We start from the raw sequence: 21,261 nt of genomic DNA, 5'->3' as shown, positions 1-21,261 counted from the left end.
ACCGAACCACCCACAAAAGGAAACTTGCAAATCGCGCCAAAACACTAACAAATCGCGCCAACACCCGTGAAGCCCATTCTCTTTCGCACCGCATTTCGTAAAATCAGGCCATGCAACCCCGTACCAAATATTACATCGCAAACGAGATGCAGCACATGTGCGCCTCGCTTGGCGTATCGCCGCAAAACATCCTGCGCCGCTCTGGCCTGCCTGCGGATTATTTCGATACCGATGATCCGGGTGTTTCTCCGGAACAGATGTTTGCCCTTTGGGATGCTTCAGCCAAAGAATACACGGGCGACGATCTGCCGATCCTTTTGGGAAAGGCGTTGGCCAATGGGAATTCAGGCCCAATTATCCTTGCCTTCACCTGTTCGCACACGGTCGCCGAAGGATTTGATCGGATCGCTGTGTTTAAACCCCTCGCGGGGCCATTCAAACTGACAACAACGCGCACGGCTGAAACCTATACTGTGACAATGGAATCGTCGCTGCCAACACTACCACTGCCCCCATTGGTCGGCGCGATGGATATTGTGTTTTTCGTGGAACTGCTGCGCACCACGACGGGTGAAACCATCACGCCACGGCACGCCACACTGCCCCATACCGTAGACGGCATTGCCAAGATTGAATCCTTTATTGGCACACCAGTGGAACACGGTATCAAAGTCTCTGTGACCTTTGACTCCGCTGTTGCGGATCTGCCCCTCGTTACAGAAAATGATCTGTTGTGGGCCTATTACGAAAAAGACCTGACACGAAAGCTCGCGATCCACGAAAAAGACACGCCAACCACTGATCGCTTGCGCGCCACGTTGCACAAAATGCTGCCCAGCGGGAAACACACGGCGGATGACGCCTGCCAGCGCTTGCATATCTCAAAGCGGACGTTGCAACGTCAACTCGCAGCCGAAGGAACCACCTATCAGATGGTGCTAGATACCACGCGGTCTGATCTCTCGCTCCACTATCTGCGCAAACACGACATGAGCGTGGAGGAAGTCAGTTACTTGCTGGCCTACCGCGATCCAAACTCGTTCTACCGTGCCTTTCAAAACTGGACAGGTATGACCCCCGCGCAAGCCCGCGTCACACAGCCCTGACGAAACGTCACAGTTTCCTTACGATGGCCCCGCACGCATAGTCGTGCCATGACTGATCTTGTTTTCGACACCGCCATTGCCCTCACTGAAACCGCACCGGGCGAATGGTCTGGGCAATCGAGCCCCGATTACGCCAACATGGTCGGCGCATATGGTGGCATCGTGGCGGCAACCCTACTGAACAGCGTCCTGTCAGACAGCCGCGGTGCGGGCACACCCGTGTCCCAAACCGTCAATTTTTGCACAGGGCTCGGTGCAGGCGCATTTCGCATCACAACGAAATTGCAACGGGCAGGAAAATACATCCAACACTGGTCCACCGAACTGACCCAAGGCGACACGATCATCGCCACGTCGTCCGTCGTGATGGGCAATCGGTCTGAAACGTTCAGCCACCAACCCGCGCCCATGCCAGACGTGCCCCCAGCCCAAGACATCACGCCGATGGGCAATATCATTCCGCTCCAATGGACCAACCGATACGATTACCGCTTTGTAAACGGCGGCCCCGAAGGGCTCGGCACACCACGCGAAACATTGGGGGACAGCCAAACACGGGTTTGGCTCGCCGATGCCCCGCGCCGTCCGCTCGATTATCTGTCGCTGGCGGCGCTGGCAGATTGCTTCTTTCTACGCCTGATCCAAATTCGCGGCACGATGGAACCGATGGGAACGGTCACGCTCACCACACATTTCCTCGCCACACCAGACGATCTGGCCCGACAAGGAGAAAGCCATTTGCTCGGCGTGGTGGATGCCAACCGCATGCACAACCAATTCCACGATCAAACTATGCAGTTGTTCAGCACAGACGGCAAAATCCTCGCCTCTGGCACACAACTGGTTTGGTATCGGCAATAAGGTTTAAAACGCCTTAAACGTCATAATTGTGTGGGTGCGTTCAATCCCATCGATATCAAGGATGTAATCATTGATATATCGCCCTGTATCTTCGCCCTCTGGAATATACAGCTTGAGCAGCAGATCATAATCACCGCTGGTGGAATGCAATTCAGCATAGGTTTCACGCAACGCAATTTCATCCGCAACGGCATAGGTCTTGCCAGGCTTGCATCGGATTTGGATAAAAACAGTGTTCATTGCAGGACCCTTCGTCAAACGCCTTTTCGGTATGGTCTACCCAAATAAGAAGAAGGTCAATGACAAGCAGAAACACACTGCGGATAGAATGAAACGAGGCTCGCGCGCACTGTGACGTATCATTAACGCGCTAGGAATCACCGAAAAGTGATCGCCAGTCCCTTTTGCACTGATGCCAAAAAACAGACGCGCGATCTCATATGGGGATCATTGTCCTAACGGCGGAAACAATGCCTCAAACTTGCCCCGTTTAAGGGCGATTTTCGGGGTGTTTTGCCTCATTTCGGCCCCTTCAATGGGTAAAGTTATTTTTAATAAAAAGTGTCCCTAGCTTTATGAGTGCTGCCAATGTCCTTAGATCATTCAATGCCCCTTACGGTGGAAAACACCCCCGTTTATGACCCCGCCATCCGTCAATCCGCCGACGCGGACCTAACTGGGCGACCGCAAAGCGTTTCGAGCATTCTGGCAGGCACGCCGATCACAACGGACAAGGGCGAATTGCCCGTAGAGTTTCTACAGCCTGGCGATTTTGTCATGACCAAGGATGCTGAATTTGTGCCCCTGCGCGGTATTGGCAGTTATACCGTGTCCCGCTGGGACATGATCCGCCAACCCGAACTGCGGCCCATCGTGTTTCCCAAAGACAGCATTGGCAATGACACCGAATTACGGTTCTGCGGCATGCACCGCGTATTCCTCACATCAATCTTTGCGGACATGATTTTTGGCACGCCAGATGTGCTTGCGCCTGCCCGCAGCTGCGTCGGCCACCTTGGCATTTACGAAGATGCCCGCAAACGCCCTCCACAATACTTTCAACTGCTGCTCGACCGTCATGAGCTAATCGGCTCCGCTGGCGCTTGGACAGAAAGTCTATTCCTTGGTGATGTACCCAAACAAACCCAAGAACATCCACGGTCTTGGATCATGGCAAATGATTTTGACGTTTCACAAATCCTGCATACGGAAACCGCGCGCATGACCCTGGATCAAAAGGAATCCCGCGTGTTGTTCAACAAAATGAACGGTATGGCCGAAGCGGTTTAATCTGCATGCGCTGAAACAACGAGCAATCCCTTCGAACGCTCGGACAGACTTCTGCACAAATTACCAAATCGTTAACTACGACGCGTCATAGAAGACGCGTCTAGGTTAACCCGCTGTTAATGGTGATCACCCCTTCACGGTGTAATCATGATCTTGCCGTCTTTGATCTGCGTTGCCGCAGCCAATCCAGACACCACATCCCGCAGCGGCAGATAAGTCGCCACATCTGTTTTCCACGTGCCGTCTGCAAACCGCGTCTGCACCTCTTTGGCAAACCGTGGCATCTCGGCCCCATTGGCCTGCATCCACGGTGTCAGCCAAAAGCCTTCGATCACTTTGGATTGGAAAATCAACTGCCCCATCTGCGTCATCGGAAACAGCTCTGGGTTCAGCTTCCCATAACTCACCCAGCGCGCGCGGTTCGGCATCATCGTGAACACCCGCTCCGAAATCGCATCCGTCACCGCATCGAGGAAAACCCGTGGTTTATGCTCACGGGACGCCGCCGCGAATTGCGCATCAAAATCATCCGCTGTCACGTCCAAAGCAACTGTCGCGCCCAGCGCCATCAACGCATCAGCTGCATCTTTACGGCGCACCAAACAGATCGTCTTTAACCCCTTATCCTTGGCCAATCCAAGCATCAGTTTCCCAAGCTGGCTCGCCGCAGCCGACATCACAAAACAATCGCCATTCTTTTCGGCGATATCGACCATACCCACAGCCGTCAGCGGGTTCACGATCTGCGCTGCGCCGTCCTCGTCCTTCACAGAGGGGTGCAGCGGAATGCACATCATCGCCATAGTCACACAATACTCCGACCACGCCCCTGTGGTTACAAACGCCACGCGCTGTCCCACCAAATGCTCGGCACCTTCACCCGCGGCCACAACATCACCGCAGCCTTCAAATCCAGCGGCCTTCCCCTGCTCCCGTGGCTGGCCATATTCACCTTTAATGAAATGCAGATCGGACGGGTTCACCGACGCCATGCGCAGCTTGATCAACACCTGCCCTTTGCCCGGTGTTGGCATCGGCAACATCCCATCCTTCAGATACTCCGCCGCGTCCTCAATCACAGGGCCTTCGGATCGGCCAGAATACCCATCCAGTTTTTGAATAACGGAAAATGTCTCGTTTGGCAGATCGCTCATGGCTTGGTCCTTTTCATGTGACGCCGCGTCCAACGCGCAGTCTTGCGGCTATTTGCTTGGCATCAGAATAGCGCACGTCCTAAACTGTCAACAAATCCGCTACGGCACAAAGGAACACAGCATGCTCAACGAACTTTTCGGTCTTTCTGGCAAAACGGCGCTTATCACGGGGGGCGGCTCGGGTATTGGTGCCATGATGGCCCATGGTTTTGCCCACGCAGGCGCCCGCGTCATCATCTGCTCGCGCAAACTGCATCAAGTGGAAGACACGGCAGCCCAGATCAACGCCACAAACCCATCAGGCAGCGTCGAAGCCTTTTCAGGTGATGTCGGGAGCGAAGACGGCATTGACGCCATCGTCGCCGAGGTCAACAACCGCACCGACGACCTCCATATCCTTGTGAACAACGCAGGTATCAGCTGGGGCGCACCGCTCGGCCAATTTCCACATTCCGCTTGGGAAAAGGTCATGAACGTGAATGTGGCGGGCCTTGCCCACCTTACTCAACAGCTTCTGCCAATCCTGATCAAAACCGCAACGGATGAAGACCCTGCACGCGTGCTGAATCTCGGCTCTGTCATGGGCAAACACCCGCTGGCTGATGGCGCCTACAGCTACTCCGCGTCCAAGGCCGCCGTACATCACCTCACCGCAATTCTCGGCAAAGAACTGGCAGGGCACCGCGTCACCGTAAACGCACTGGCCCCCGGCCCCTTCCAATCCAAAATGACAGCCTTTGCCACCGCCAAAGAAGAACAAGCCAAAGCCGTCGGCGGCGATGTCCCGCTGGGCCGTATCGGCAAACCCTCCGATATCCAAGGCGCGTCGCTGTTCCTGTGTTCCCCAGCAGGGGCCTATGTTACGGGTGCAATCCTGCCGCTCGACGGAGGTATTCATGTTATTACAGGTGGCAACCTGTTTGGCGCAGCCATGTAAGACAGCACAAACAGGCCATCACACAGATGGCCTGTTCCAAATTTCAGAATTCGGTGAAACGCGGCGCTCTATCCGTAGAATGCCAACATCAGTGCCAGCAAAACAAAACCAGCGATCAAACCCATCGTAAACGTTGCAGCAATCACAAGCGTCATATCAGTACCCCATACTCTTACACGTCTAAACAGCGGCAGCTCACGACGTGCGTTTCCCTATCGTCACCCACGTGGGCATTGCGACAGATACATGCAAGCCTCTGGCGTGATTCGGTCCGTTTTGCCCAGCCTAACGTTACGGAAACATGCCCTAATCACCCTTATTTTGAATTAAGAGTAGTGCCTCAAATAAGCGCAATTTACCTATAATTGAATCGGTGCTGACCTGTCCGCAGCCGTGTCTTGGCTAAACACATTGATCCATCGCTCGTCTTGTCGGCGCCACAAGGAACTCACATACATCGCGTCCGATGCGTCGCGCCCCACACGCGTAAATGTTGCGCAGTAACTTAACAGCGCGTGATCGGCCCCTACTGCCATCACACGGGCATCATCTATTGAAAACGTTAAAATCGTTGGACCATCAGACAACTGCCCCACATGATCAGCTTTTGTCGCAAACCCATCAGCGTAAACACCAAGGAATGCGTCAGATAACAAGGCCGCATCCCGCTCGGCTTCACCCGACACAAGGGCTTGCCAAACTTCCGTTTCATAGAAAACGATTTCAGTTAACAGGTCGCGCGTCACTTTAAAGCCACCGAAACCCCTTCGCCAACACCGTGCTTGCTGTCACGGGGCACAATCACCACCTGCTTTACCCCTGCTGGCACCTTCACCCCACTCAAAGACCGCGTGAAAGGCTGCTCATTCACATGAGGATGATGCAGCACCCGATACCCCAGCTCCGTGCCATCTTCCAAATACACACCCCATCCATCGGCATAATGCTCCCAGCCCGTATCAGCATGTTTGATCGTCACCGAAAACGTCCACGTTTCCCCCGATTTTCGCGCATCCACATCCGTCACAACCGCAGAATCAGCAAAGGCTGCCCCCGCAAAAACCACGCCAATCGTTGCCAAAACACCTAATTTCATCGCAAATCACTCCTTTTGACGCCCTTGTTAACAATAAATCATGCCAAAGGCATTTCACTTATCCGTAAACCACGCTACATGGCCGACGTCCAATAAGGACATGTCCAAAACCAAATTCTAGGAGAACCTAACATGGGCTACCGTGTTGTTGTCGTAGGCGCCACAGGCAATGTGGGCCGCGAAATGCTGAACATTCTGGCAGAACGCCAGTTTCCCGTAGACGAAATTGCAGCGCTTGCATCGCGCAAGAGCAAGGGTACGGAATGCAGCTTTGGCGAGACGACACTGAAAACGGAAGACTTGGACACTTTCGATTTCACGGGTTGGGATATGGCGCTTTTCGCAGTTGGATCCGAAGCCACCAAACAATACGCGCCAATCGCGGCGGCGGCTGGCTGTGTGGTGATTGATAACTCTTCTTTGTATCGCTACGACCCTGACGTTCCGCTGATCGTTCCAGAATGTAATCCAGACGCGATCATGGATTATTCCAAAAAGAACATCATCGCGAACCCGAACTGCTCCACTGCGCAAATGGTTGTAGCCCTCAAGCCGCTGCACGACCGCGCCAAAATCAAACGCGTTGTTGTGTCCACCTACCAGTCCGTTTCTGGCTCTGGCAAAGGCGGCATGGACGAGCTGTGGCTGCAAACCAAAGGCACCTTCGTACCAGGCCAAGAAGTCGAACCAGGCATCTATACAAAAGACATCGCATTCAACGTGATCCCGCATATTGATGTGTTTATGGATTCTGGCGACACCAAAGAAGAATGGAAAATGGTCGCCGAAACGAAAAAAATCGTCGACACGTCTATCAAAGTCACCGCAACCTGTGTGCGCGTCCCTGTGATGGTGGGCCACTCTGAATCCATCAACATCGAATTCGAAGATTTCCTTGATGAAGACGAAGCCCGCGATATCCTGCGCGAAGCACCGGGCATCATGGTTGTCGATAAACGCGAAGACGGTGGTTACATGACCCCCAAAGAATGCGTCGGCGATTTCGCCACATATGTTTCGCGCATTCGCCAAGACGTCACAATCGACAACGGCATCAACCTGTGGTGCGTGTCCGACAACCTGCGCAAAGGTGCGGCTCTAAACGCCGTCCAAATCGCAGAACTTCTGGGCCGTCGTGTCCTGAAAAAAGGCTAATTCCATTTAGGGGCGTGCATCCAGTGCGCCCCTAAAATTTGCCACGACTCTTTCCCTTTGCTACCATTCTTCCAAGCTGACAATTTAGAGCAGCATGTTTCGATATTTGGAAAATGACTTCAGGGGAAAATCCATGACTCTCAAACCACTCAGCGTCGCTGCCATAGCGGCTTCTCTCTTGTGCGCCACACCTATCTTTGCCGATGGGCACAGTGGCGGCGGGCTCTTACTCGAAGTGCCGAAAAACATCTGCACGAAAACCCGAAACATCTTGGAACGCTGGGCGGCGGATGAAACACAATACACCGCCTATGTCACCACCATCACATCAGAACAGGCCGCCGCCGATTGCTTTGACATTGATCGCAATTCAAAACTCTACGCAGCATCCCACGCCAAGGTGAAATTCCTTGCCACCACCAAAGCACTGGCAAAATGTACACAAGACAACAAACGCCTGGATTGGTGCGTGGTCATCGGCACACTCAACAATAAATAAATTATTTTCCAAGGACTCATGGATGACGTGCGTCTGAAATATTGCGTGTGTTGCGGTACGCTGCTCGCACGGCTTACTTTGTTTGCAGTACAACAGATTGGATTTACGATGCGCACTCTCCTCGCTGGTCTTATGATCACCACCGCTTTGCCCGCTTTCGCAGACACGTTTGAACCCGACACAAACGTGACCGCCGCGCTCATTACAGGGGCAGGCGGTGTCGTCACCTATTCTGCGGATGTGGAACTCCCCGCAGGGCGGCACACCGTAATCGTGCATCTGCCACGACAAAACTGGGGCAAATCTGTACTCGACACGCGGTTTGGTGACACAAATGCCGTGCGCATCATTTCACAGGCCGCGGGTACAGACTTTGCCACTCCCGTAATTCGCCCACCGTCCGCCGAAGAGCTCTCCGCACAAGCAGCCCTAGAAGCCGCAATCGCCAAACAGCGATCCTTTGAACAGGACTATGAAGCGAAACAGGCGGACTTAACCGCCGCGCAAACACAATTGCAGTTGCTTCAGGTCACTGCCGAAACTGGGTTCGGAACTCCCGATGCGGGCTTGAACGCAGAACAAATCCTTGCCGTGGCTCAGGCCCTTGGGGACACTACAAAACAAGCATCCCTCGCACTTGCACAGGCCAAAACCAATCTTTTGGCGATGGAACCACAGCGTAAAGCCCTGCGAAAAGCCGTAACCGAAGCCCGCGAAACTCTCGCTTCGGTACAGCCTGAATCGCATGTGGAACTGATCCAAATCACCACAGACATCGACGTCGCCTCGCCCCAATCCGTCACCATTGAATTCGACAATCTCGAAACCGCCAGCTGGCAACCTTACTATGTTGCTGAACTGGACCAAGACGGCGACACAGGCGTGCTTCAATTGCACCGCAAGGCGAATATCTTTGTCGGCAACCAAGGCGAAAAACCGCTCGATGATTGGGCAAATGTGAACGTCACATTGTCCACGGCCAATCTGGCAGATCAGATCGGCACACGCATTCCGCAATCCGATCTGCGCACGTTGGTGGATGAAGCCCGTCTGCGCAAAACCAAATCTATCAGCGGCGCCAGCTACGAAGCCAACCGCCGCGTGATGGGTGATGCCCTTGCAGAACCTGTCATCGAAACCCAAGAGGAATCCGCGATTGGCGTATCCTTCTCGGGCCAAACGCTTTTGTTCAACCTTGGAACCAACGCGGTAGACTGGAAAACAGAATCCACGTCTTTCAACATCGACACGCTGACGTTTGACCTCGATCTCTATGCCATGGCCAACGCCGCACAGGATGAAAACCCATTCCTCTATACCGATCTGAAGAATGAAACAGGGGGCGTGCTGCTCTCTGGTCCTGTCAGTCTGCACCGCGATGGCACTTTGATTGGCGATACATACCTCCCGCAACTCGTGCCCAATCAGGACGAACCAGTTGGCCTTGGCCCGCTCTATGGCATCCAGCTGAAACGCGACATACTGTCCGTCGAAGAAGGCGACAGTGGCTTCATCACATCAAAGTCCGAAATCAATCGGTCATTCCGCACAACTCTGATCTCATCGCTCAGCTATGACATGCCCGTCAAACTGCTCGACGTAATCCCCACATCCGAAAACGAAGACCTCGTGATCCGCATGGATGCCAGCCCACGCCCCAGCGATGAAAACCGCAAAGGCAAGCGAGGTGTTCTGGTTTGGGACTTGAATTTGGGCGCAGGCGACACCGAAATCGTCAACTTTGGCTATCAAATGAAATGGCCATCTGGTCAGGTACCGGTGCAAAAATAGTCTACCCAACCTAAAAAAACAAAATTTTTACCGCGTAATTACAATACATTACGCGGTAAATTTACCTTTTTCCACCTCATAAACTTGAACTCAGCCAACGGGATACCACCTGACTCCATAGGGGCGGCGGACACATTAACCTGCCGTATAAAAAAATTGGAAGGGGAATCCAAATGAAGACATTTTTCACTATTTCAGCGGTCGCAGCCGCCATTTTCGTGGCACCGACAGCAACTTTGGCAGACGGCCATGGATACAGCGCAAAAGACTACGTGGTCGAAGTACCCGCAGGTCTCTGCCCTGACGCAAAACACGCTATGGCCCGTTGGGCTTACGGCAAATCGCAATTCTCGGCTTATGCCGTTCCCACATCACGCACCGCCAGATGTGGAGATAAGGGCGAGCCTGTCACAGCTGGCATCGCCACTTCAAGCGATCGGAAAGAAGCCCGCAAAGCGGCATTGAAAGTTTGCAACGACAACCGTGGTGACTTCGGCCGCTGCGTCATCATCGGCACAGTACGCCTGAAATAACAGTTTAGTAGGGGACCTTCTTCGACGGCACCGCGCCTTCACTGGGGAGGAGAAGGTCAATGGCAGCTTCCAGCTTCTGGGAGCTGCCATTGTCGTTTTAGGCCAAACAAAAACAACCTGCGACGCATCAAATTTTAAGCATCCATTTACCACGTCTTAAAGGACACGCGTCAGACTGCAGTCATCCAACATCCAATGCACAAGCTGCACGGATGGAACACCAAACAGGATGACCAATGAAAAACCTCTTCGCGATTTCTGCCTTTGTAACGGCAGGCTTTCTTTACCAAACAGCATCTGTGGCCGAAGGGCACAGCACCACCGAAATCGTCATGCCCGCTGGCCTATGCCCCGAAACCCACGCGGCATTGGCAAAATGGGCCATCGGCAAACCTGTGTTCTCGGCCTATGCCGTTCCAACTGTCGTTGGGGCTGGCTGTGGTTCAGATGGGCCTGTGGCAACGGCAGGCATCGCCATGGGCGCTGCATCTATTGATGCGGCACACGTGGTTGCACTTCGGGTGTGCAACGAAAATCGCGGTGATCTTGGAAAATGCGCCGTCATTGGCACTGTGCGCCCAAAAGGGTTCGCTTTCACAGACTAAATCTGCTGGGCGGTGCCCAATCTGGGCACCGCCGTTTTTCTTTAGTTTTTGCGGACGGGAACAAATGAATTTGAATCCGCATCGTACTGCTGCAAATCCCCTGACCGAATATCAATCGAAACGCCGTGCAAGGCCAGCTCACCACTTTCCACGCGCTCTTTGACAAATGGGAATGTCATCAGGTTTTCCAATGAAACCAAAATCGCCTGTTTTTCCAATGCCGTGATTTGTGTTGCTTCATCACCGCCTTCGGCCACAACCCGTTCATATCCTGGGCGCAGAATATCCATCCACCGCCCCACAAAGCTGGAGTCTTTCTCCAGCTCTGGCGCGTTGCCAGAACACATAGCGTGACAGCCCAGAACACCGCCACATTGCGTATGACCCATGACAATCAGGTTCACCACACGCAGCGCATTCACCGCATATTCAATCGCCGCAGATGTCCCGTGATAATCCTTGTCAGGAGCATAAGGCGGCACCAAATTCGCGATATTGCGGTGCATGAAATACTCACCCGTATCCGCCCCAAACATGGATGTGGCATGCACACGGCTGTCACAGCACGAAATGATCATACCACGGGGGTGTTGTCCTTCATCAGCCAACTTGGTGTACCATGCTTGATTTTCTTCGTAAGTCGTCGCCCGCCAACCCAGATAACGGTTCGCAATAGAGCTCGGCAGGGGTTTCGCAAATTTCATGTCACAACACTCCTTATTTTGAGCCCTTTTGCTAAAGTTAGGCACAAATTACAACCTCTACAATTTTAGCAGGTAAGAATTGTGAAACAGGTCCAATCCTATGGTGCAGATGGGAAAAATGGGACAAAGCGAGTATTCAATATGACAAACAACATCCAATATTTGACGATCAATGAACCCTCAATGGTGGAACACAACGCCATTGTAAGCCTGCAAACGGCGCTTGGCTTGGAATCCAGCCGCGATGTGGTGGAACGTGCCACATTCGAAGTATCCGACAGGCTCAGCCGCATGGAATACGCTCTGATGAACGGCGATTTGGAAAAAACCGCCAAAATCGCATCGGGCCTTGTGGCGATCAGCGAACAAATCGGCTTGATGAAATTTGCCACAGTCGCACGAGACCTCGTATCGGCAATCGACAGCAACGATTTCGTCGCCATCGCCGCAATCAGCAACCGCTTGCTACGCCAAGGAGAACGCGCCCTATACGACGCGATCAACTTTCCAGACGAACCGCTCCAATCCTAAATCAACGCACCATCTGCAAAAAATTCTTGCGCGGGCTGGATGGATCCAACCTCCAGCCCTGCAAAATTATATTGTGTGGGGCGCAACCGTTTCACCACATCTGGATGATTGGCATCCGCCACACCCAAACGCACCAGCAACGCCGCCATGGCGCATTCCGATGCCCGTGTTGCCCCGTCTTCGATCTTTAACGCCACACCCAAACCACGCTCTGGCAGAATTGCAATAAACACGCCCTCTGCTCCGGTCTTAACCACGGTTTGTCCGTCCATAGCGTTCATTAGCTCTGTACAGGCGCGGCCTTCACCCGCAACCAAATCGGGATGCGCTTTCATGGCCGCAACCAAATCCCGCGCCGCCGCATCGCGCACCGCCCCCAAACCTGCTGGGTTTGCCATGCGTGCCATGGCCGTCGCCACACCACGCAACGAGCTGGCGAAATTGGGCGCAGAACACCCATCAATCCCAAACCCCGCTGCGGTTTCTCCCGTCATCTCCTCGAACGCGGCCAATACCGCCTGCTGCACGGGATGATCTGGCTCCACATATTCTGAACCACCACCCAGATGCTTATTCAACGTCAAAAACCCCGAATGTTTGCCTGAACAATTATTGTGCGTCCGATCAAACGCTTTGCCTGCACAAATCAACGCGTCACGTTCCAAACATCCGCGCGGCTCTTGCGGCCCACAGCGCAAGTCGCGCTCTCCCAGACCCAGCTCTGCCAGCCACTTATCCACCCGATCCGTGTGAATTTGCGCCCCTTCATGCGATGCACAAGACAACGCCAAATGCTCCGCCGTCAGCCCAAATTTCGCTGCCGCGCCGCTTTCGATCAACGGCAAAGCTTGCAGCATCTTCGAAGACGACCGCGGCAAAGTCACCGCGCTGCTATCCCCCCATTCGGCGATCACATCCCCGCTTGAATCGCAAATCACGGCCCGCCCGCGATGCACGCATTCCAAAAACGGCCCACGCCACACTTCTGCCACATTCACCCAAGAACCCATGATTTTGCTCCATTTTCCGCCGAAAACTGCGGCGTTTTACCCCGCCTACTGGCAAATTTACTGACACTTTCGTATGAATTGCGCCACAAGAATACCACATTGTTCCCGTATTAAAGAGGTGATCGCAAAAATGCGACAAGAGGCAAAAACAATTTCAGTTCAAAGGCTGAGAGAAAACATGATACGTTCAATGGCATATACCTGTGGCTTTATGGCCATGTGTCTGGCAGCGGCCAGCGTGGCATACGCACAGGAATCCACCAACCGTGTTGACGCGAAAACAGATTGGTCTGTCTTCGTCGAAGATCAACCAACCAAAGAATGCTGGGTTGTGTCCAAACCCACCAAAGTTGTGAACACACGCGGCGGCCAAGTTGTGTCCGCCCGCCGTTCCGACATTCTGCTGTGGGTCACATACCGCCCTGCAAATGGGATCAATGGCCAAGTGTCCTTCACTGGCGGCTACCCATTTGACCCTGACAAGCCAGTTCAGCTGGACATCGGCGGTAGCAAGTTCGACCTGTTCGTAGATGGCGAATACGCATGGCCCGCTACAGCAACCGACGACAGCAAAATTCGCGAAGCACTGAAGCGCGGTTCATCTGCCATCGTGTCTGCGCAATCCCGTCGTGGTACGCTCACAAAAGACACTTTCTCCCTCTCCGGCTTTACCGCCGCATTGGCAGAAGCAGAAAAGCGCTGCGGTTAAGACGCTTCCAAATCTCAAGATCATGCTATATTAGCCCTCAATCCCCGCGATTGGGGGCTTTTCATTGGACACACCCATGACCACACCCACAGCGATCACACCAAACGTTCTGACCATCCCACGCAAACAGGATGGTGATGCTTTGCCAAATCTCATCGGTTTGACCCGCGATCAACTGACGGACGCGTTGCAAAACGTTGGAATCAAAGAAAAACAGATCAAAATGCGCCACGCGCAAATCTGGCAGTGGATGTACGTAAAAGGTGTGCAATCCTTTGACGAAATGACGAACCTGTCCAAAGACATTCGCGCAAATTTGGCTGCACAATTCCAATTGTCACGCCCTGAAATCGTCACGAAACAAGTTTCGACCGATGGCACGCGCAAATACCTGTTGCGCATTCAAGGCGGACACGAAGTCGAAGCCGTCTACATCCCTGAAACAGATCGCGGCACGCTCTGTGTCTCTTCCCAAGTGGGCTGCACGCTGACCTGCTCTTTCTGTCACACAGGCACCCAGAAACTCGTCCGCAACCTCACAGCTGCTGAAATCGTCGGCCAAATCATGGTGGCCCGCGACGATCTTAATGAATGGGATTTGGAACCCGGCGACAAACGGCTCGTCTCCAACATTGTGCTGATGGGCATGGGCGAACCGCTCTACAACACCGACAACGTGCGCGACGCCATGAAAATCGCCATGGACAACGAAGGCATCGCTCTCTCGCGCCGTCGCATCACCCTATCCACGTCTGGCATCGTGCCCGAGATTTACCGCGTCGGCGAAGAAATCGGCTGTATGCTCGCCATTTCCTTCCACGCCACCACGGATGACGTGCGCGACAAACTTGTGCCCATCAACCGCAAACACAAAATCGCCGAACTGTTGCAAGCCTGTCGCGATTTCCCACGCCTTTCAAACGCCGAACGCATCACATTTGAATATGTCATGCTCAAAGACGTGAACGACAGCGACGAAGACGCCCATCGCCTTGTGGAATTGATCAAAGGCATTCCAGCCAAGATCAACCTCATCCCGTTCAACCCTTGGCCGGGCGCACCTTATGAACGCTCATCCAACAACCGCATCCACCGCTTTGCCGATATTGTGAATGCCGCGGGGTATTCTTCCCCTGTACGCAAACCCCGTGGTGAGGATATCATGGCCGCATGCGGACAACTCAAAAGCGCGACAGAACGCGCCCGCAAATCACGCGCCGAAATGGAACGCGGCATCGAGGGACTATAATCTATGCGCTATCTAATGATGATTCTGGCAACTTTCGCGCTGTTGTCTTGTGGCAAACCGTCGAAGTTCAAAACCTACAATGGCCCCGAGGTCACGCAGGTTTTGGTCGATAAAACCGCCCGCAAAATGTGGTTGCTGCACGGCACCAAAGCGTTGAAAGAATATGATGTGGACCTCGGCTTTGCCCCAAAGGGCCACAAATTCAAAGAAGGTGACGGCCGCACCCCCGAAGGCGTGTATCGCATTGATCGGCGCAATCCGAACTCTGCTTTCCACCTGTCCATCGGCATCAGCTATCCCAACAACGCCGATCGCGCCAAAGCCCGCGCCGCAGGCGTATCCCCTGGCGGCGATATCTTCATCCACGGCGGACCGGTGCTCTTTGCCGATAAAAACAAGGCAGATTGGACAGCAGGTTGTATTTCCGTGACCAACAAGGAAATGGAAGAAATCTACGCCATGGTCAAAGACGGCACACCGATCCTGATCAAACCGTAATTGTTTCGGGTTAGATCAGGTCTTAGGGTCAGGACCCGATCACCTGCACCCACCAGATTTTACCGTTGCTTTCCTGATGCCAGCTAAAGCCGACGTTCTGCGCGGCTGGGTGCAAAATTCCCGCCCGCGTGACAGGATCGCGCATCCACGCTTCCAGTGTTTCCAGATCGTTTTCAAATGTTTCGGACAGGTTCTCAGACAACATGCTGCCCGCATACCCCGTGCGTTCCACCCGTTGGATCGGGTTTGATCCATCCGACCCAAAATGCCACGGACGGTTTTGACGGGAAATATCCAGCGCATGGGTTTTCGCCGCCGCCGTCAATTGCGATGACAACTGCAACGGATTTAATCCACGGGCCTGACGCAGCGCATTCACTGTGTCCAAATGACGGAACTGAATTTTTGAAACGTCACCAGCCTTGATGCGGAACACCTTGCGCTGATTCGGATCGGTCGGCTCCGTCGTACAAGCGGAAACAACAAACAAAACGGACAGAACCGTAAGAACAACGCGTAACATGGTATTCACCCCAGTAATTCAGACTCATAAACAGAGCTTTGATCCTGCTCTACTGCGGTTTGCTGTGTTTTTCAAATCCCCATTCGCAAGATTGCGCTGGATCGCGCTTCTTTGAATTGAATATGTATCAACAAAGCCCTAATTTAGTGTCAGATCGACATAAACGGAAACATTTACCATGTCAGACGCTTTTAAAATCACCCGCCGCGCTTTTGCCAGCACTGCTCTTGCCAGCACTGCCGTGGGCGGCGCTGCTCTTGCACAGCAAACCAACGACCCAGCGTTGTTCGAACAGCTCAAAAAAGAAAATATTTCAAACCCCGAAACAGGTGCGGTGAAACGCAACATTTCTGGATTTTCCAACAAAGACTGGCGCCCCTATTTTTCCAACACGAAAAATGGCGTTATTCTTGTGGATACCCTCAGCCGCGCACTGCATTTCTGGTCCGAAGACCAATCTGTGTACAAACTTTACCCCACATCTGTGCCAGAAACGCCTGAACTAACACGGACAGGCCGTACAAAGATCACGCGCCTGCGCGTTGGTCCAGACTGGCGTCCAACGCCTAATATGCTCAAACGCAACCCAGATTGGCCAAAATACATCCCACCAGGCCCAGACAATCCGCTTGGGACGCATGCGATGTACCTGACATGGAAATATTACCGCATTCACGGCACCCATGACACACGCAAAATCGGTCGCAGATCGTCAAACGGCTGCATCGGTTTGTTCAATGAACACATCGAAGAACTGTTCAACCTCAGCAAGGTCGGGACACAAGTGTTGCTAATTTGACGACATTTACGTTTTCAGTGCCCAAAATCGGCCATGTTCCAGTTGCAATGCCGATTTTTTGCTGATTAAAAAGCCTCACGAGGTACAGTCCTGGGTGTATATCGTGGGGTCTTACTACCTTGCCCCTCAAGCGATGTGCAAAACTTTGGAGAATTAAAATGAAAAAAATCGCACTGGCAGCAGCCATGTCCGTAGCAGCAACAGCTGCATTTGCTGGTAACGTAGAAGAGCCAGTAGTAGACGTAGTAGAAGTTGTTGAAGAGTCTTCTTCTTCTTCTTCCGGCGCTCTGCTGCCAATCTTGGCACTGCTGATCATCGGCGCTGCAGTAGCTGCTTCCGACTAAGCAATTCAATCTGGTCGCAAGCGCGATCAGTGTAGAATTTTAAAGGGATGATCTTCGGGTCATCCCTTTTTCGTTTCAGCCGTTTTTGAAGGCGCGGCTGGAAACGGACACGTTGTTCCCTGATGGGTCTTTTCCATTGGCAAATTTATACCCGGACACACGGTGAATGCTGCCAAATCCAGAATGCTGTGCCACAAACGCCTCGACATCTTGCACATCAAACACCAATTTAACCAACACCTGCCCCATCTTTTGCGATTTCGCCGCAGGGTGCAAATTGATCACAGCGCCGCCCTCTGGATGACGTAGTTCCACAATGCGATCCGCTGGATCGCGCAGCACCTCAAACCCAAAAGTCTGCGTGTAAAATGCCACCATCGCTTCAATGTCTTTTGCGTAAATCACCACACGGCCCAAAACGCTCACTGGCATCACCCCTTCTTTTGGCCAAAAATATCCAAATCAGCCGCCCTCATCACGCAGCAACGCCTGCAATCCAACTCGGTAATTCGGATACTTCAGCACAACCCCCAACTCATCCTTGATCCGTACGTTGCGCACCCGCTTGCTTTCCGCATAAAAACTGCGCGCCATCGGGGTCATATCCGCATCTTCAAAAGCCACCGCCTCTGGCAGCGGCACACCCAGCAATTCCGCCGCATAACCAATCACATCTTGCGGCGGCGCAGGATCATCATCACACAAATTGTAAACCGCCCCAGCATTTGGCCGCGCAATGCTCGCCGCCAACACCTGCGCGATATCCTCCACATGAATGCGCGAAAACACCTGTCCCTCTTTAATGATCCGCCGCGCTGTACCCGCCCGCACCTTGCTAAACGGCCCACGCCCTGGCCCATAAATCCCCGCAAGGCGAAAAATATGCAACGGCAGGTCCATCTCCATCCAAGCAGTCTCTGCAGCCACACGCCATTGCCCGCGCCGCGTTGATGGCGTCAGCGGAGTCTCTTCATCAACCCAACCGCCCTGATGATCCCCATACACCCCCGTGGTGGACAAATATCCAACCCACTCAAACTCCCGCTTAGCAATCTCGTCGCGCAATTCACGCAACACAGGATCCCCATCCGCATCTGGCCCAGCCGAAATCAACAAATGGGTCGCGTCATCCAAATACGCCCCCATGTCCGTCCCTGGAAATTGCACCATGTCCACACCGTCTTGCTTCCGCTTTCCTGCCGTGCGGGACGTGCCAATCACCCGCCAACCGTCCAACAGCGGAACCAACGCCTGCGCCGAAAACCCATGCCCGAAACTCAACAAAACCGACATTTCAACCCTCCGTAGGTCAGGCTTCAGCCCGACAATCTTTCCACAGCCCACCGCGCCGCGTCCGCAACCGTGGCATCGTCATCACCAACCAAACCCTGCGCCGCTTCAATTAAAGATGGCTCACCCGAATTCCCAATCGCATAGCACACATTGCGCACAAACCGATTGCGCCCAATCCGCTTTATAGGTGATCCAGAAAACAGCGCCCGAAACCCCGCATCATCCAAAACGGCCAGTTCCGCCAACTTCGCCCCCATCAATTCCGCGCGCCCATGATACTTCACCTCGACGGCACGTTCGGCAAATTTGTTCCACGGACACACAGCCAAGCAATCGTCACACCCGTAAATTCGATTGCCCATCTTGGCTCGCAATTCCAGATCAACAGGCCCATGATGTTCAATTGTCAGGTAACTAATACAACGCCGTGCATCCAATTGATAAGGCGCGATAAACGCATCCGTTGGACACACATCCAGACACTTACGGCACCGCCCACAATGATCCACTTCACGCTCGGAAATATCCAACTCAGCCGTCGTAAATATCGCCCCTAGAAAGAACCATGACCCAAGCGCGCGCGACACCACATTTGTATGTTTGCCCTGCCAGCCGAGCCCCGCTGCTTGCGCCAGCGGTTTTTCCATTACAGGGGCCGTGTCCACAAACACCTTAATCTGTGTGTCTGGCTCCTGTTCGATCAACCATCGCCCCACCCGTTTCAGCCGCTTTTTCACCACATCATGGTAATCGCGGTTTTGCGCATAAACACTAATGGCGGCACGATCAGGGTGTTCCAAAACCTCTAACGGATCGTGATCTGGCCCGTAGTTTTCCGCCAGCATCACCACCGACTTTGCCTCGGGCCACAACGCGCTGGGGGATCCACGCCAGTTCATGCGCTCCGCCATCCAGCCCATTTGCCCATGCAAACCAGCATCCACAAATGCGTTTAGGCGCGCCGCTGTTTCTGGCACCGCGTCAGGCTTGCACACACCAAAATCAGAAAACCCCTCAGCCAGCGCTTTGGCTCGCAATCTGTCGGTTAGACCGCTCAAAAATCCAGATCAGAATAATGCGGCGGTTGCGGGAACCCCGGCAATTGATCCGCCAACAAGGATCGGAACGCAGGGCGCGATTTGATCTTCGCGTACCAATCCTTAACCAATTCGTTGCGGTTCCAATCCACATCCGAAATATAGTCTAAACAAGACAACTGCGCCGCTGCAGAAAAATCCGCAAGCGTCATGCGATCCCCCGCCAACCAGCGCCGCCGATCCAACAACCAGCCCATATAATCCAGATGAAACTTGATCTTGCTCGACCCCGTTTTCACGTTCTTACTGTCGGGATAACCACGGCCCATAATCTTTTTATGGACCCGCTCACCCAGCAAATTCAGCGTTACATCACGATAAAATTTATCATCAAACCAAGCGTTTAACCGACGAACCTCAGCCTTGCGCTCTGGCCCTTGCGGAAACAATGCAGGCTCTGGATTTTTCTCTTCCAAATACTCGCATATCGCAGTGCTGTCTGACAGCGTCACCTTATCGGTGCGCAGCACTGGCACTTGCCCACCTGGGTTCAGCCGCATGAAATCCGCACGTTCTTCCCAATACCGCTCTTCCACCAGCTCAACCTCGATCTTCTTTTCGGCCAGCACCAAACGGACTTTGCGCGAAAAAGGAGAGAGCGGGAAATGATAAAGCTTGTGCATGTTAGCGCCAATCTGGGGGTTTGCGTCTATTTGAACCGAATAGAGATGTTTTTCAACCGCTCTCGAAACAATCTGCGCGCCCATCCGCCGCAATTGTCTTTGCCCCAGAAATAATCTGCCGAGTCCGCTTTTTGATATACGCGGTTGGGCGGCTCGCGCTTCGTTTTTTGGGGCTTGGTAAAACCGCCGCCAGACGCCCTGCCTGCACAGCCGTAATCTTGTCAGGTTCTACCCCGAAATAATGCCGTCCCGCCGCCGCCGCGCCAAACACCCCTTCGTCCATTTCCGCGATGTTCAGATACACTTCAACAATGCGTTCCTTGGGCCAAAACAGCTCAATCAACAGGGTAAACCACGCCTCGATCCCCTTACGCACCCATGTGCGCCCTTGCCATAAAAACACATTCTTTGCCACTTGCTGGCTGATGGTCGATCCGCCACGCACGCGCCCCTCATCCGCCAACGCCGCTTTGATACCTTCAATGTCGAACCCAAAGTGCGTGCAAAAATTAGCGTCTTCGGCGGCCACAACACTGCGCGCCATAACGGGTGAAAATTCTTCTAGCGGGGTCCAATCCCGGTTGATTTCTCCTAATCGCATCCGCTCGGACACGTAATAATACGTCATATACGGGTTCACATATCGCAGCGTGACCACCAGCAAAATGCTAAACGCGGCCGCTGCCAACAGCCCATAAAGCACCCACCGAAATATCCGCCGCGTCCAATACCGCCACACCCCAGCAAACCCATCAGCAGCTTTGCCAACGCGCCCCTTTTCCCGCGGTTTCCTGATCTTTTTGCGCAGCTTATCTGCGTCATCTTCGGCCATAATAATCCCTCTGGCCCCACAA

Annotated in this window: 27 protein-coding genes; 15 read left to right on the top strand and 12 right to left on the bottom strand. The window is 53.4% G+C overall.

The annotated features are described in order from the left end of the window. The first annotated feature begins 110 nt into the window (after positions 1-110). Positions 111-1,106 (top strand): AraC family transcriptional regulator, encoded by a 996-nt coding sequence (locus QBD29_RS01820; RefSeq protein WP_280099633.1) that lies wholly within the window; start codon positions 111-113, stop codon positions 1,104-1,106. Between the two features lie 48 nt (positions 1,107-1,154). Continuing rightward, positions 1,155-1,967 (top strand): thioesterase family protein, encoded by an 813-nt coding sequence (locus QBD29_RS01815; protein WP_280099632.1) that lies wholly within the window; start codon positions 1,155-1,157, stop codon positions 1,965-1,967. Positions 1,968-1,970: 3 nt separating this feature from the next. Here QBD29_RS01815 and QBD29_RS01810 read toward each other — a convergent pair whose 3' ends face one another. Then, entirely contained in the window at positions 1,971-2,207 is a 237-nt protein-coding gene (locus QBD29_RS01810) for an Lrp/AsnC ligand binding domain-containing protein (RefSeq protein WP_280099631.1), read from the bottom strand. Positions 2,208-2,573: 366 nt separating this feature from the next. On the opposite strand from QBD29_RS01810, the gene QBD29_RS01805 reads away from it, so the two are divergent. Further along, on the top strand, positions 2,574-3,257 hold the full coding sequence (locus QBD29_RS01805) for a Hint domain-containing protein (RefSeq protein ID WP_280099630.1): 684 nt from the start codon (positions 2,574-2,576) through the stop codon (positions 3,255-3,257). A gap of 134 nt (positions 3,258-3,391) precedes the next feature. On the opposite strand, the gene QBD29_RS01800 is transcribed toward QBD29_RS01805, so the two are convergent. Continuing rightward, positions 3,392-4,411: a zinc-binding dehydrogenase gene (locus tag QBD29_RS01800; protein ID WP_280099629.1), complete on the bottom strand. Its 1,020-nt coding sequence runs from the start codon at positions 4,409-4,411 to the stop codon at positions 3,392-3,394. Positions 4,412-4,532: 121 nt separating this feature from the next. On the opposite strand from QBD29_RS01800, the gene QBD29_RS01795 reads away from it, so the two are divergent. Beyond that, complete coding sequence (locus QBD29_RS01795) at positions 4,533-5,348, top strand: SDR family NAD(P)-dependent oxidoreductase (RefSeq protein WP_280099628.1); 816 nt, start codon at positions 4,533-4,535, stop codon at positions 5,346-5,348. Positions 5,349-5,707: 359 nt separating this feature from the next. On the opposite strand, the gene QBD29_RS01790 is transcribed toward QBD29_RS01795, so the two are convergent. Then, positions 5,708-6,094: a nuclear transport factor 2 family protein gene (locus QBD29_RS01790; RefSeq protein ID WP_280099627.1), complete on the bottom strand. Its 387-nt coding sequence runs from the start codon at positions 6,092-6,094 to the stop codon at positions 5,708-5,710. After that, positions 6,091-6,444 carry a hypothetical protein gene (locus QBD29_RS01785; RefSeq protein WP_280099626.1) on the bottom strand — a complete coding sequence of 118 codons (354 nt, stop codon included), beginning with the start codon at positions 6,442-6,444 and terminating at the stop codon, positions 6,091-6,093. Before QBD29_RS01785 ends, QBD29_RS01790 begins: the two co-directional genes overlap by 4 nt. A 132-nt stretch (positions 6,445-6,576) precedes the next feature. Between QBD29_RS01785 and QBD29_RS01780 the strand changes: the two genes are divergently transcribed. From QBD29_RS01780 to QBD29_RS01760, 5 genes are all read left to right on the top strand, one after another. Further along, positions 6,577-7,599, top strand: a complete 1,023-nt coding sequence (locus QBD29_RS01780) for an aspartate-semialdehyde dehydrogenase (RefSeq protein ID WP_280099625.1) — start codon at positions 6,577-6,579, stop codon at positions 7,597-7,599. Between the two features lie 133 nt (positions 7,600-7,732). Continuing rightward, positions 7,733-8,098 (top strand): hypothetical protein, encoded by a 366-nt coding sequence (locus tag QBD29_RS01775; protein ID WP_280099624.1) that lies wholly within the window; start codon positions 7,733-7,735, stop codon positions 8,096-8,098. Between the two features lie 18 nt (positions 8,099-8,116). Beyond that, positions 8,117-9,889 (top strand): mucoidy inhibitor MuiA family protein, encoded by a 1,773-nt coding sequence (locus tag QBD29_RS01770; RefSeq protein WP_280099623.1) that lies wholly within the window; start codon positions 8,117-8,119, stop codon positions 9,887-9,889. A gap of 173 nt (positions 9,890-10,062) precedes the next feature. Continuing rightward, positions 10,063-10,422, top strand: a complete 360-nt coding sequence (locus tag QBD29_RS01765; protein ID WP_280099622.1) for a hypothetical protein — start codon at positions 10,063-10,065, stop codon at positions 10,420-10,422. A 236-nt stretch (positions 10,423-10,658) separates the two neighbouring features. Beyond that, the gene (locus tag QBD29_RS01760) at positions 10,659-11,027 is read left to right on the top strand and encodes a hypothetical protein (protein ID WP_280099621.1); all 369 of its coding nucleotides are present in this window, start codon (positions 10,659-10,661) and stop codon (positions 11,025-11,027) included. A 41-nt stretch (positions 11,028-11,068) separates the two neighbouring features. On the opposite strand, the gene QBD29_RS01755 is transcribed toward QBD29_RS01760, so the two are convergent. Next, a complete protein-coding gene (locus QBD29_RS01755) occupies positions 11,069-11,731 on the bottom strand; it encodes a carbonic anhydrase (protein ID WP_280099620.1) in 663 nt (220 codons plus the stop codon). 141 nt (positions 11,732-11,872) lie between these two features. Here QBD29_RS01755 and QBD29_RS01750 point away from each other — a divergent pair, with 141 nt between their 5' ends. After that, positions 11,873-12,262 carry a hypothetical protein gene (locus tag QBD29_RS01750; protein ID WP_280099619.1) on the top strand — a complete coding sequence of 130 codons (390 nt, stop codon included), beginning with the start codon at positions 11,873-11,875 and terminating at the stop codon, positions 12,260-12,262. Here the strand turns inward: QBD29_RS01750 and QBD29_RS01745 are convergent. Next, a complete protein-coding gene (locus tag QBD29_RS01745) occupies positions 12,259-13,272 on the bottom strand; it encodes an asparaginase (RefSeq protein WP_280099618.1) in 1,014 nt (337 codons plus the stop codon). The genes QBD29_RS01750 and QBD29_RS01745 overlap by 4 nt on opposite strands. Before the next feature lie 178 nt (positions 13,273-13,450). Here QBD29_RS01745 and QBD29_RS01740 point away from each other — a divergent pair, with 178 nt between their 5' ends. From QBD29_RS01740 to QBD29_RS01730, 3 genes are all read left to right on the top strand, one after another. Next, positions 13,451-13,981 carry an invasion associated locus B family protein gene (locus tag QBD29_RS01740; RefSeq protein ID WP_280099617.1) on the top strand — a complete coding sequence of 177 codons (531 nt, stop codon included), beginning with the start codon at positions 13,451-13,453 and terminating at the stop codon, positions 13,979-13,981. A 76-nt stretch (positions 13,982-14,057) separates the two neighbouring features. Further along, complete coding sequence (gene rlmN, locus QBD29_RS01735; protein WP_280099616.1) at positions 14,058-15,230, top strand: 23S rRNA (adenine(2503)-C(2))-methyltransferase RlmN; 1,173 nt, start codon at positions 14,058-14,060, stop codon at positions 15,228-15,230. Positions 15,231-15,233: 3 nt separating this feature from the next. Continuing rightward, a complete protein-coding gene (locus QBD29_RS01730) occupies positions 15,234-15,728 on the top strand; it encodes a L,D-transpeptidase family protein (RefSeq protein ID WP_280099615.1) in 495 nt (164 codons plus the stop codon). Between the two features lie 28 nt (positions 15,729-15,756). On the opposite strand, the gene QBD29_RS01725 is transcribed toward QBD29_RS01730, so the two are convergent. Next, entirely contained in the window at positions 15,757-16,251 is a 495-nt protein-coding gene (locus QBD29_RS01725) for a CAP domain-containing protein (protein WP_280099614.1), read from the bottom strand. Between the two features lie 178 nt (positions 16,252-16,429). Between QBD29_RS01725 and QBD29_RS01720 the strand changes: the two genes are divergently transcribed. Then, positions 16,430-17,050, top strand: a complete 621-nt coding sequence (locus QBD29_RS01720) for a L,D-transpeptidase (RefSeq protein ID WP_280099613.1) — start codon at positions 16,430-16,432, stop codon at positions 17,048-17,050. 158 nt (positions 17,051-17,208) lie between these two features. Further along, the gene (locus QBD29_RS01715) at positions 17,209-17,394 is read left to right on the top strand and encodes a hypothetical protein (RefSeq protein WP_280099612.1); all 186 of its coding nucleotides are present in this window, start codon (positions 17,209-17,211) and stop codon (positions 17,392-17,394) included. Positions 17,395-17,469: 75 nt separating this feature from the next. Here QBD29_RS01715 and QBD29_RS01710 read toward each other — a convergent pair whose 3' ends face one another. From QBD29_RS01710 to mtgA, 5 genes are read right to left on the bottom strand one after another with little or no spacing between them, the layout of a single operon-like run. Continuing rightward, positions 17,470-17,826, bottom strand: a complete 357-nt coding sequence (locus QBD29_RS01710; protein ID WP_280099611.1) for a VOC family protein — start codon at positions 17,824-17,826, stop codon at positions 17,470-17,472. Between the two features lie 30 nt (positions 17,827-17,856). Further along, on the bottom strand, positions 17,857-18,687 hold the full coding sequence (locus tag QBD29_RS01705; RefSeq protein WP_280099610.1) for an SDR family oxidoreductase: 831 nt from the start codon (positions 18,685-18,687) through the stop codon (positions 17,857-17,859). 23 nt (positions 18,688-18,710) lie between these two features. Next, a complete protein-coding gene (gene queG / locus QBD29_RS01700) occupies positions 18,711-19,745 on the bottom strand; it encodes a tRNA epoxyqueuosine(34) reductase QueG (protein ID WP_280099609.1) in 1,035 nt (344 codons plus the stop codon). After that, positions 19,742-20,407, bottom strand: coding sequence for a glutathione S-transferase family protein (locus QBD29_RS01695; RefSeq protein ID WP_280099608.1), 666 nt, complete (start codon positions 20,405-20,407; stop codon positions 19,742-19,744). The genes queG and QBD29_RS01695 overlap by 4 nt, the downstream gene beginning before the upstream one ends. Before the next feature lie 52 nt (positions 20,408-20,459). Beyond that, on the bottom strand, positions 20,460-21,239 hold the full coding sequence (mtgA, locus tag QBD29_RS01690; protein ID WP_280099607.1) for a monofunctional biosynthetic peptidoglycan transglycosylase: 780 nt from the start codon (positions 21,237-21,239) through the stop codon (positions 20,460-20,462). Between the last annotated feature and the right edge of the window lie 22 nt (positions 21,240-21,261).

It is taken from the genome of Amylibacter sp. IMCC11727 (assembly GCF_029854195.1).
In the GTDB taxonomy this organism is placed as follows: Bacteria; Pseudomonadota; Alphaproteobacteria; order Rhodobacterales; family Rhodobacteraceae; genus Amylibacter.
Note: the sequence above shows the minus strand (reverse complement) of the source record. Positions and strands in the feature narration are given on the sequence as shown.

Bases quoted from the DNA above. Each gene is read 5' to 3' on its own strand.
- QBD29_RS01725 (WP_280099614.1), bottom strand. From the start codon at position 16,251: ATGTTACGCGTTGTTCTTACGGTTCTGTCCGTTTTGTTTGTTGTTTCC.
- QBD29_RS01720 (WP_280099613.1), top strand. From the start codon at position 16,430: ATGTCAGACGCTTTTAAAATCACCCGCCGCGCTTTTGCCAGCACTGCT.
- QBD29_RS01770 (WP_280099623.1), top strand. From the start codon at position 8,117: ATGGATGACGTGCGTCTGAAATATTGCGTGTGTTGCGGTACGCTGCTC.
- QBD29_RS01810 (WP_280099631.1), bottom strand. From the start codon at position 2,207: ATGAACACTGTTTTTATCCAAATCCGATGCAAGCCTGGCAAGACCTAT.
- QBD29_RS01715 (WP_280099612.1), top strand. From the start codon at position 17,209: ATGAAAAAAATCGCACTGGCAGCAGCCATGTCCGTAGCAGCAACAGCT.
- QBD29_RS01695 (WP_280099608.1), bottom strand. From the start codon at position 20,407: ATGCACAAGCTTTATCATTTCCCGCTCTCTCCTTTTTCGCGCAAAGTC.
- QBD29_RS01730 (WP_280099615.1), top strand. From the start codon at position 15,234: ATGCGCTATCTAATGATGATTCTGGCAACTTTCGCGCTGTTGTCTTGT.
- QBD29_RS01740 (WP_280099617.1), top strand. From the start codon at position 13,451: ATGATACGTTCAATGGCATATACCTGTGGCTTTATGGCCATGTGTCTG.
- QBD29_RS01760 (WP_280099621.1), top strand. From the start codon at position 10,659: ATGAAAAACCTCTTCGCGATTTCTGCCTTTGTAACGGCAGGCTTTCTT.
- QBD29_RS01750 (WP_280099619.1), top strand. From the start codon at position 11,873: ATGACAAACAACATCCAATATTTGACGATCAATGAACCCTCAATGGTG.
- QBD29_RS01815 (WP_280099632.1), top strand. From the start codon at position 1,155: ATGACTGATCTTGTTTTCGACACCGCCATTGCCCTCACTGAAACCGCA.
- QBD29_RS01705 (WP_280099610.1), bottom strand. From the start codon at position 18,687: ATGTCGGTTTTGTTGAGTTTCGGGCATGGGTTTTCGGCGCAGGCGTTG.
- QBD29_RS01780 (WP_280099625.1), top strand. From the start codon at position 6,577: ATGGGCTACCGTGTTGTTGTCGTAGGCGCCACAGGCAATGTGGGCCGC.
- QBD29_RS01785 (WP_280099626.1), bottom strand. From the start codon at position 6,444: ATGAAATTAGGTGTTTTGGCAACGATTGGCGTGGTTTTTGCGGGGGCA.
- QBD29_RS01775 (WP_280099624.1), top strand. From the start codon at position 7,733: ATGACTCTCAAACCACTCAGCGTCGCTGCCATAGCGGCTTCTCTCTTG.
- QBD29_RS01755 (WP_280099620.1), bottom strand. From the start codon at position 11,731: ATGAAATTTGCGAAACCCCTGCCGAGCTCTATTGCGAACCGTTATCTG.
- QBD29_RS01800 (WP_280099629.1), bottom strand. From the start codon at position 4,411: ATGAGCGATCTGCCAAACGAGACATTTTCCGTTATTCAAAAACTGGAT.
- QBD29_RS01795 (WP_280099628.1), top strand. From the start codon at position 4,533: ATGCTCAACGAACTTTTCGGTCTTTCTGGCAAAACGGCGCTTATCACG.
- QBD29_RS01710 (WP_280099611.1), bottom strand. From the start codon at position 17,826: ATGCCAGTGAGCGTTTTGGGCCGTGTGGTGATTTACGCAAAAGACATT.
- mtgA (WP_280099607.1), bottom strand. From the start codon at position 21,239: ATGGCCGAAGATGACGCAGATAAGCTGCGCAAAAAGATCAGGAAACCG.
- QBD29_RS01820 (WP_280099633.1), top strand. From the start codon at position 111: ATGCAACCCCGTACCAAATATTACATCGCAAACGAGATGCAGCACATG.
- rlmN (WP_280099616.1), top strand. From the start codon at position 14,058: ATGACCACACCCACAGCGATCACACCAAACGTTCTGACCATCCCACGC.
- QBD29_RS01745 (WP_280099618.1), bottom strand. From the start codon at position 13,272: ATGGGTTCTTGGGTGAATGTGGCAGAAGTGTGGCGTGGGCCGTTTTTG.
- QBD29_RS01805 (WP_280099630.1), top strand. From the start codon at position 2,574: ATGCCCCTTACGGTGGAAAACACCCCCGTTTATGACCCCGCCATCCGT.
- QBD29_RS01765 (WP_280099622.1), top strand. From the start codon at position 10,063: ATGAAGACATTTTTCACTATTTCAGCGGTCGCAGCCGCCATTTTCGTG.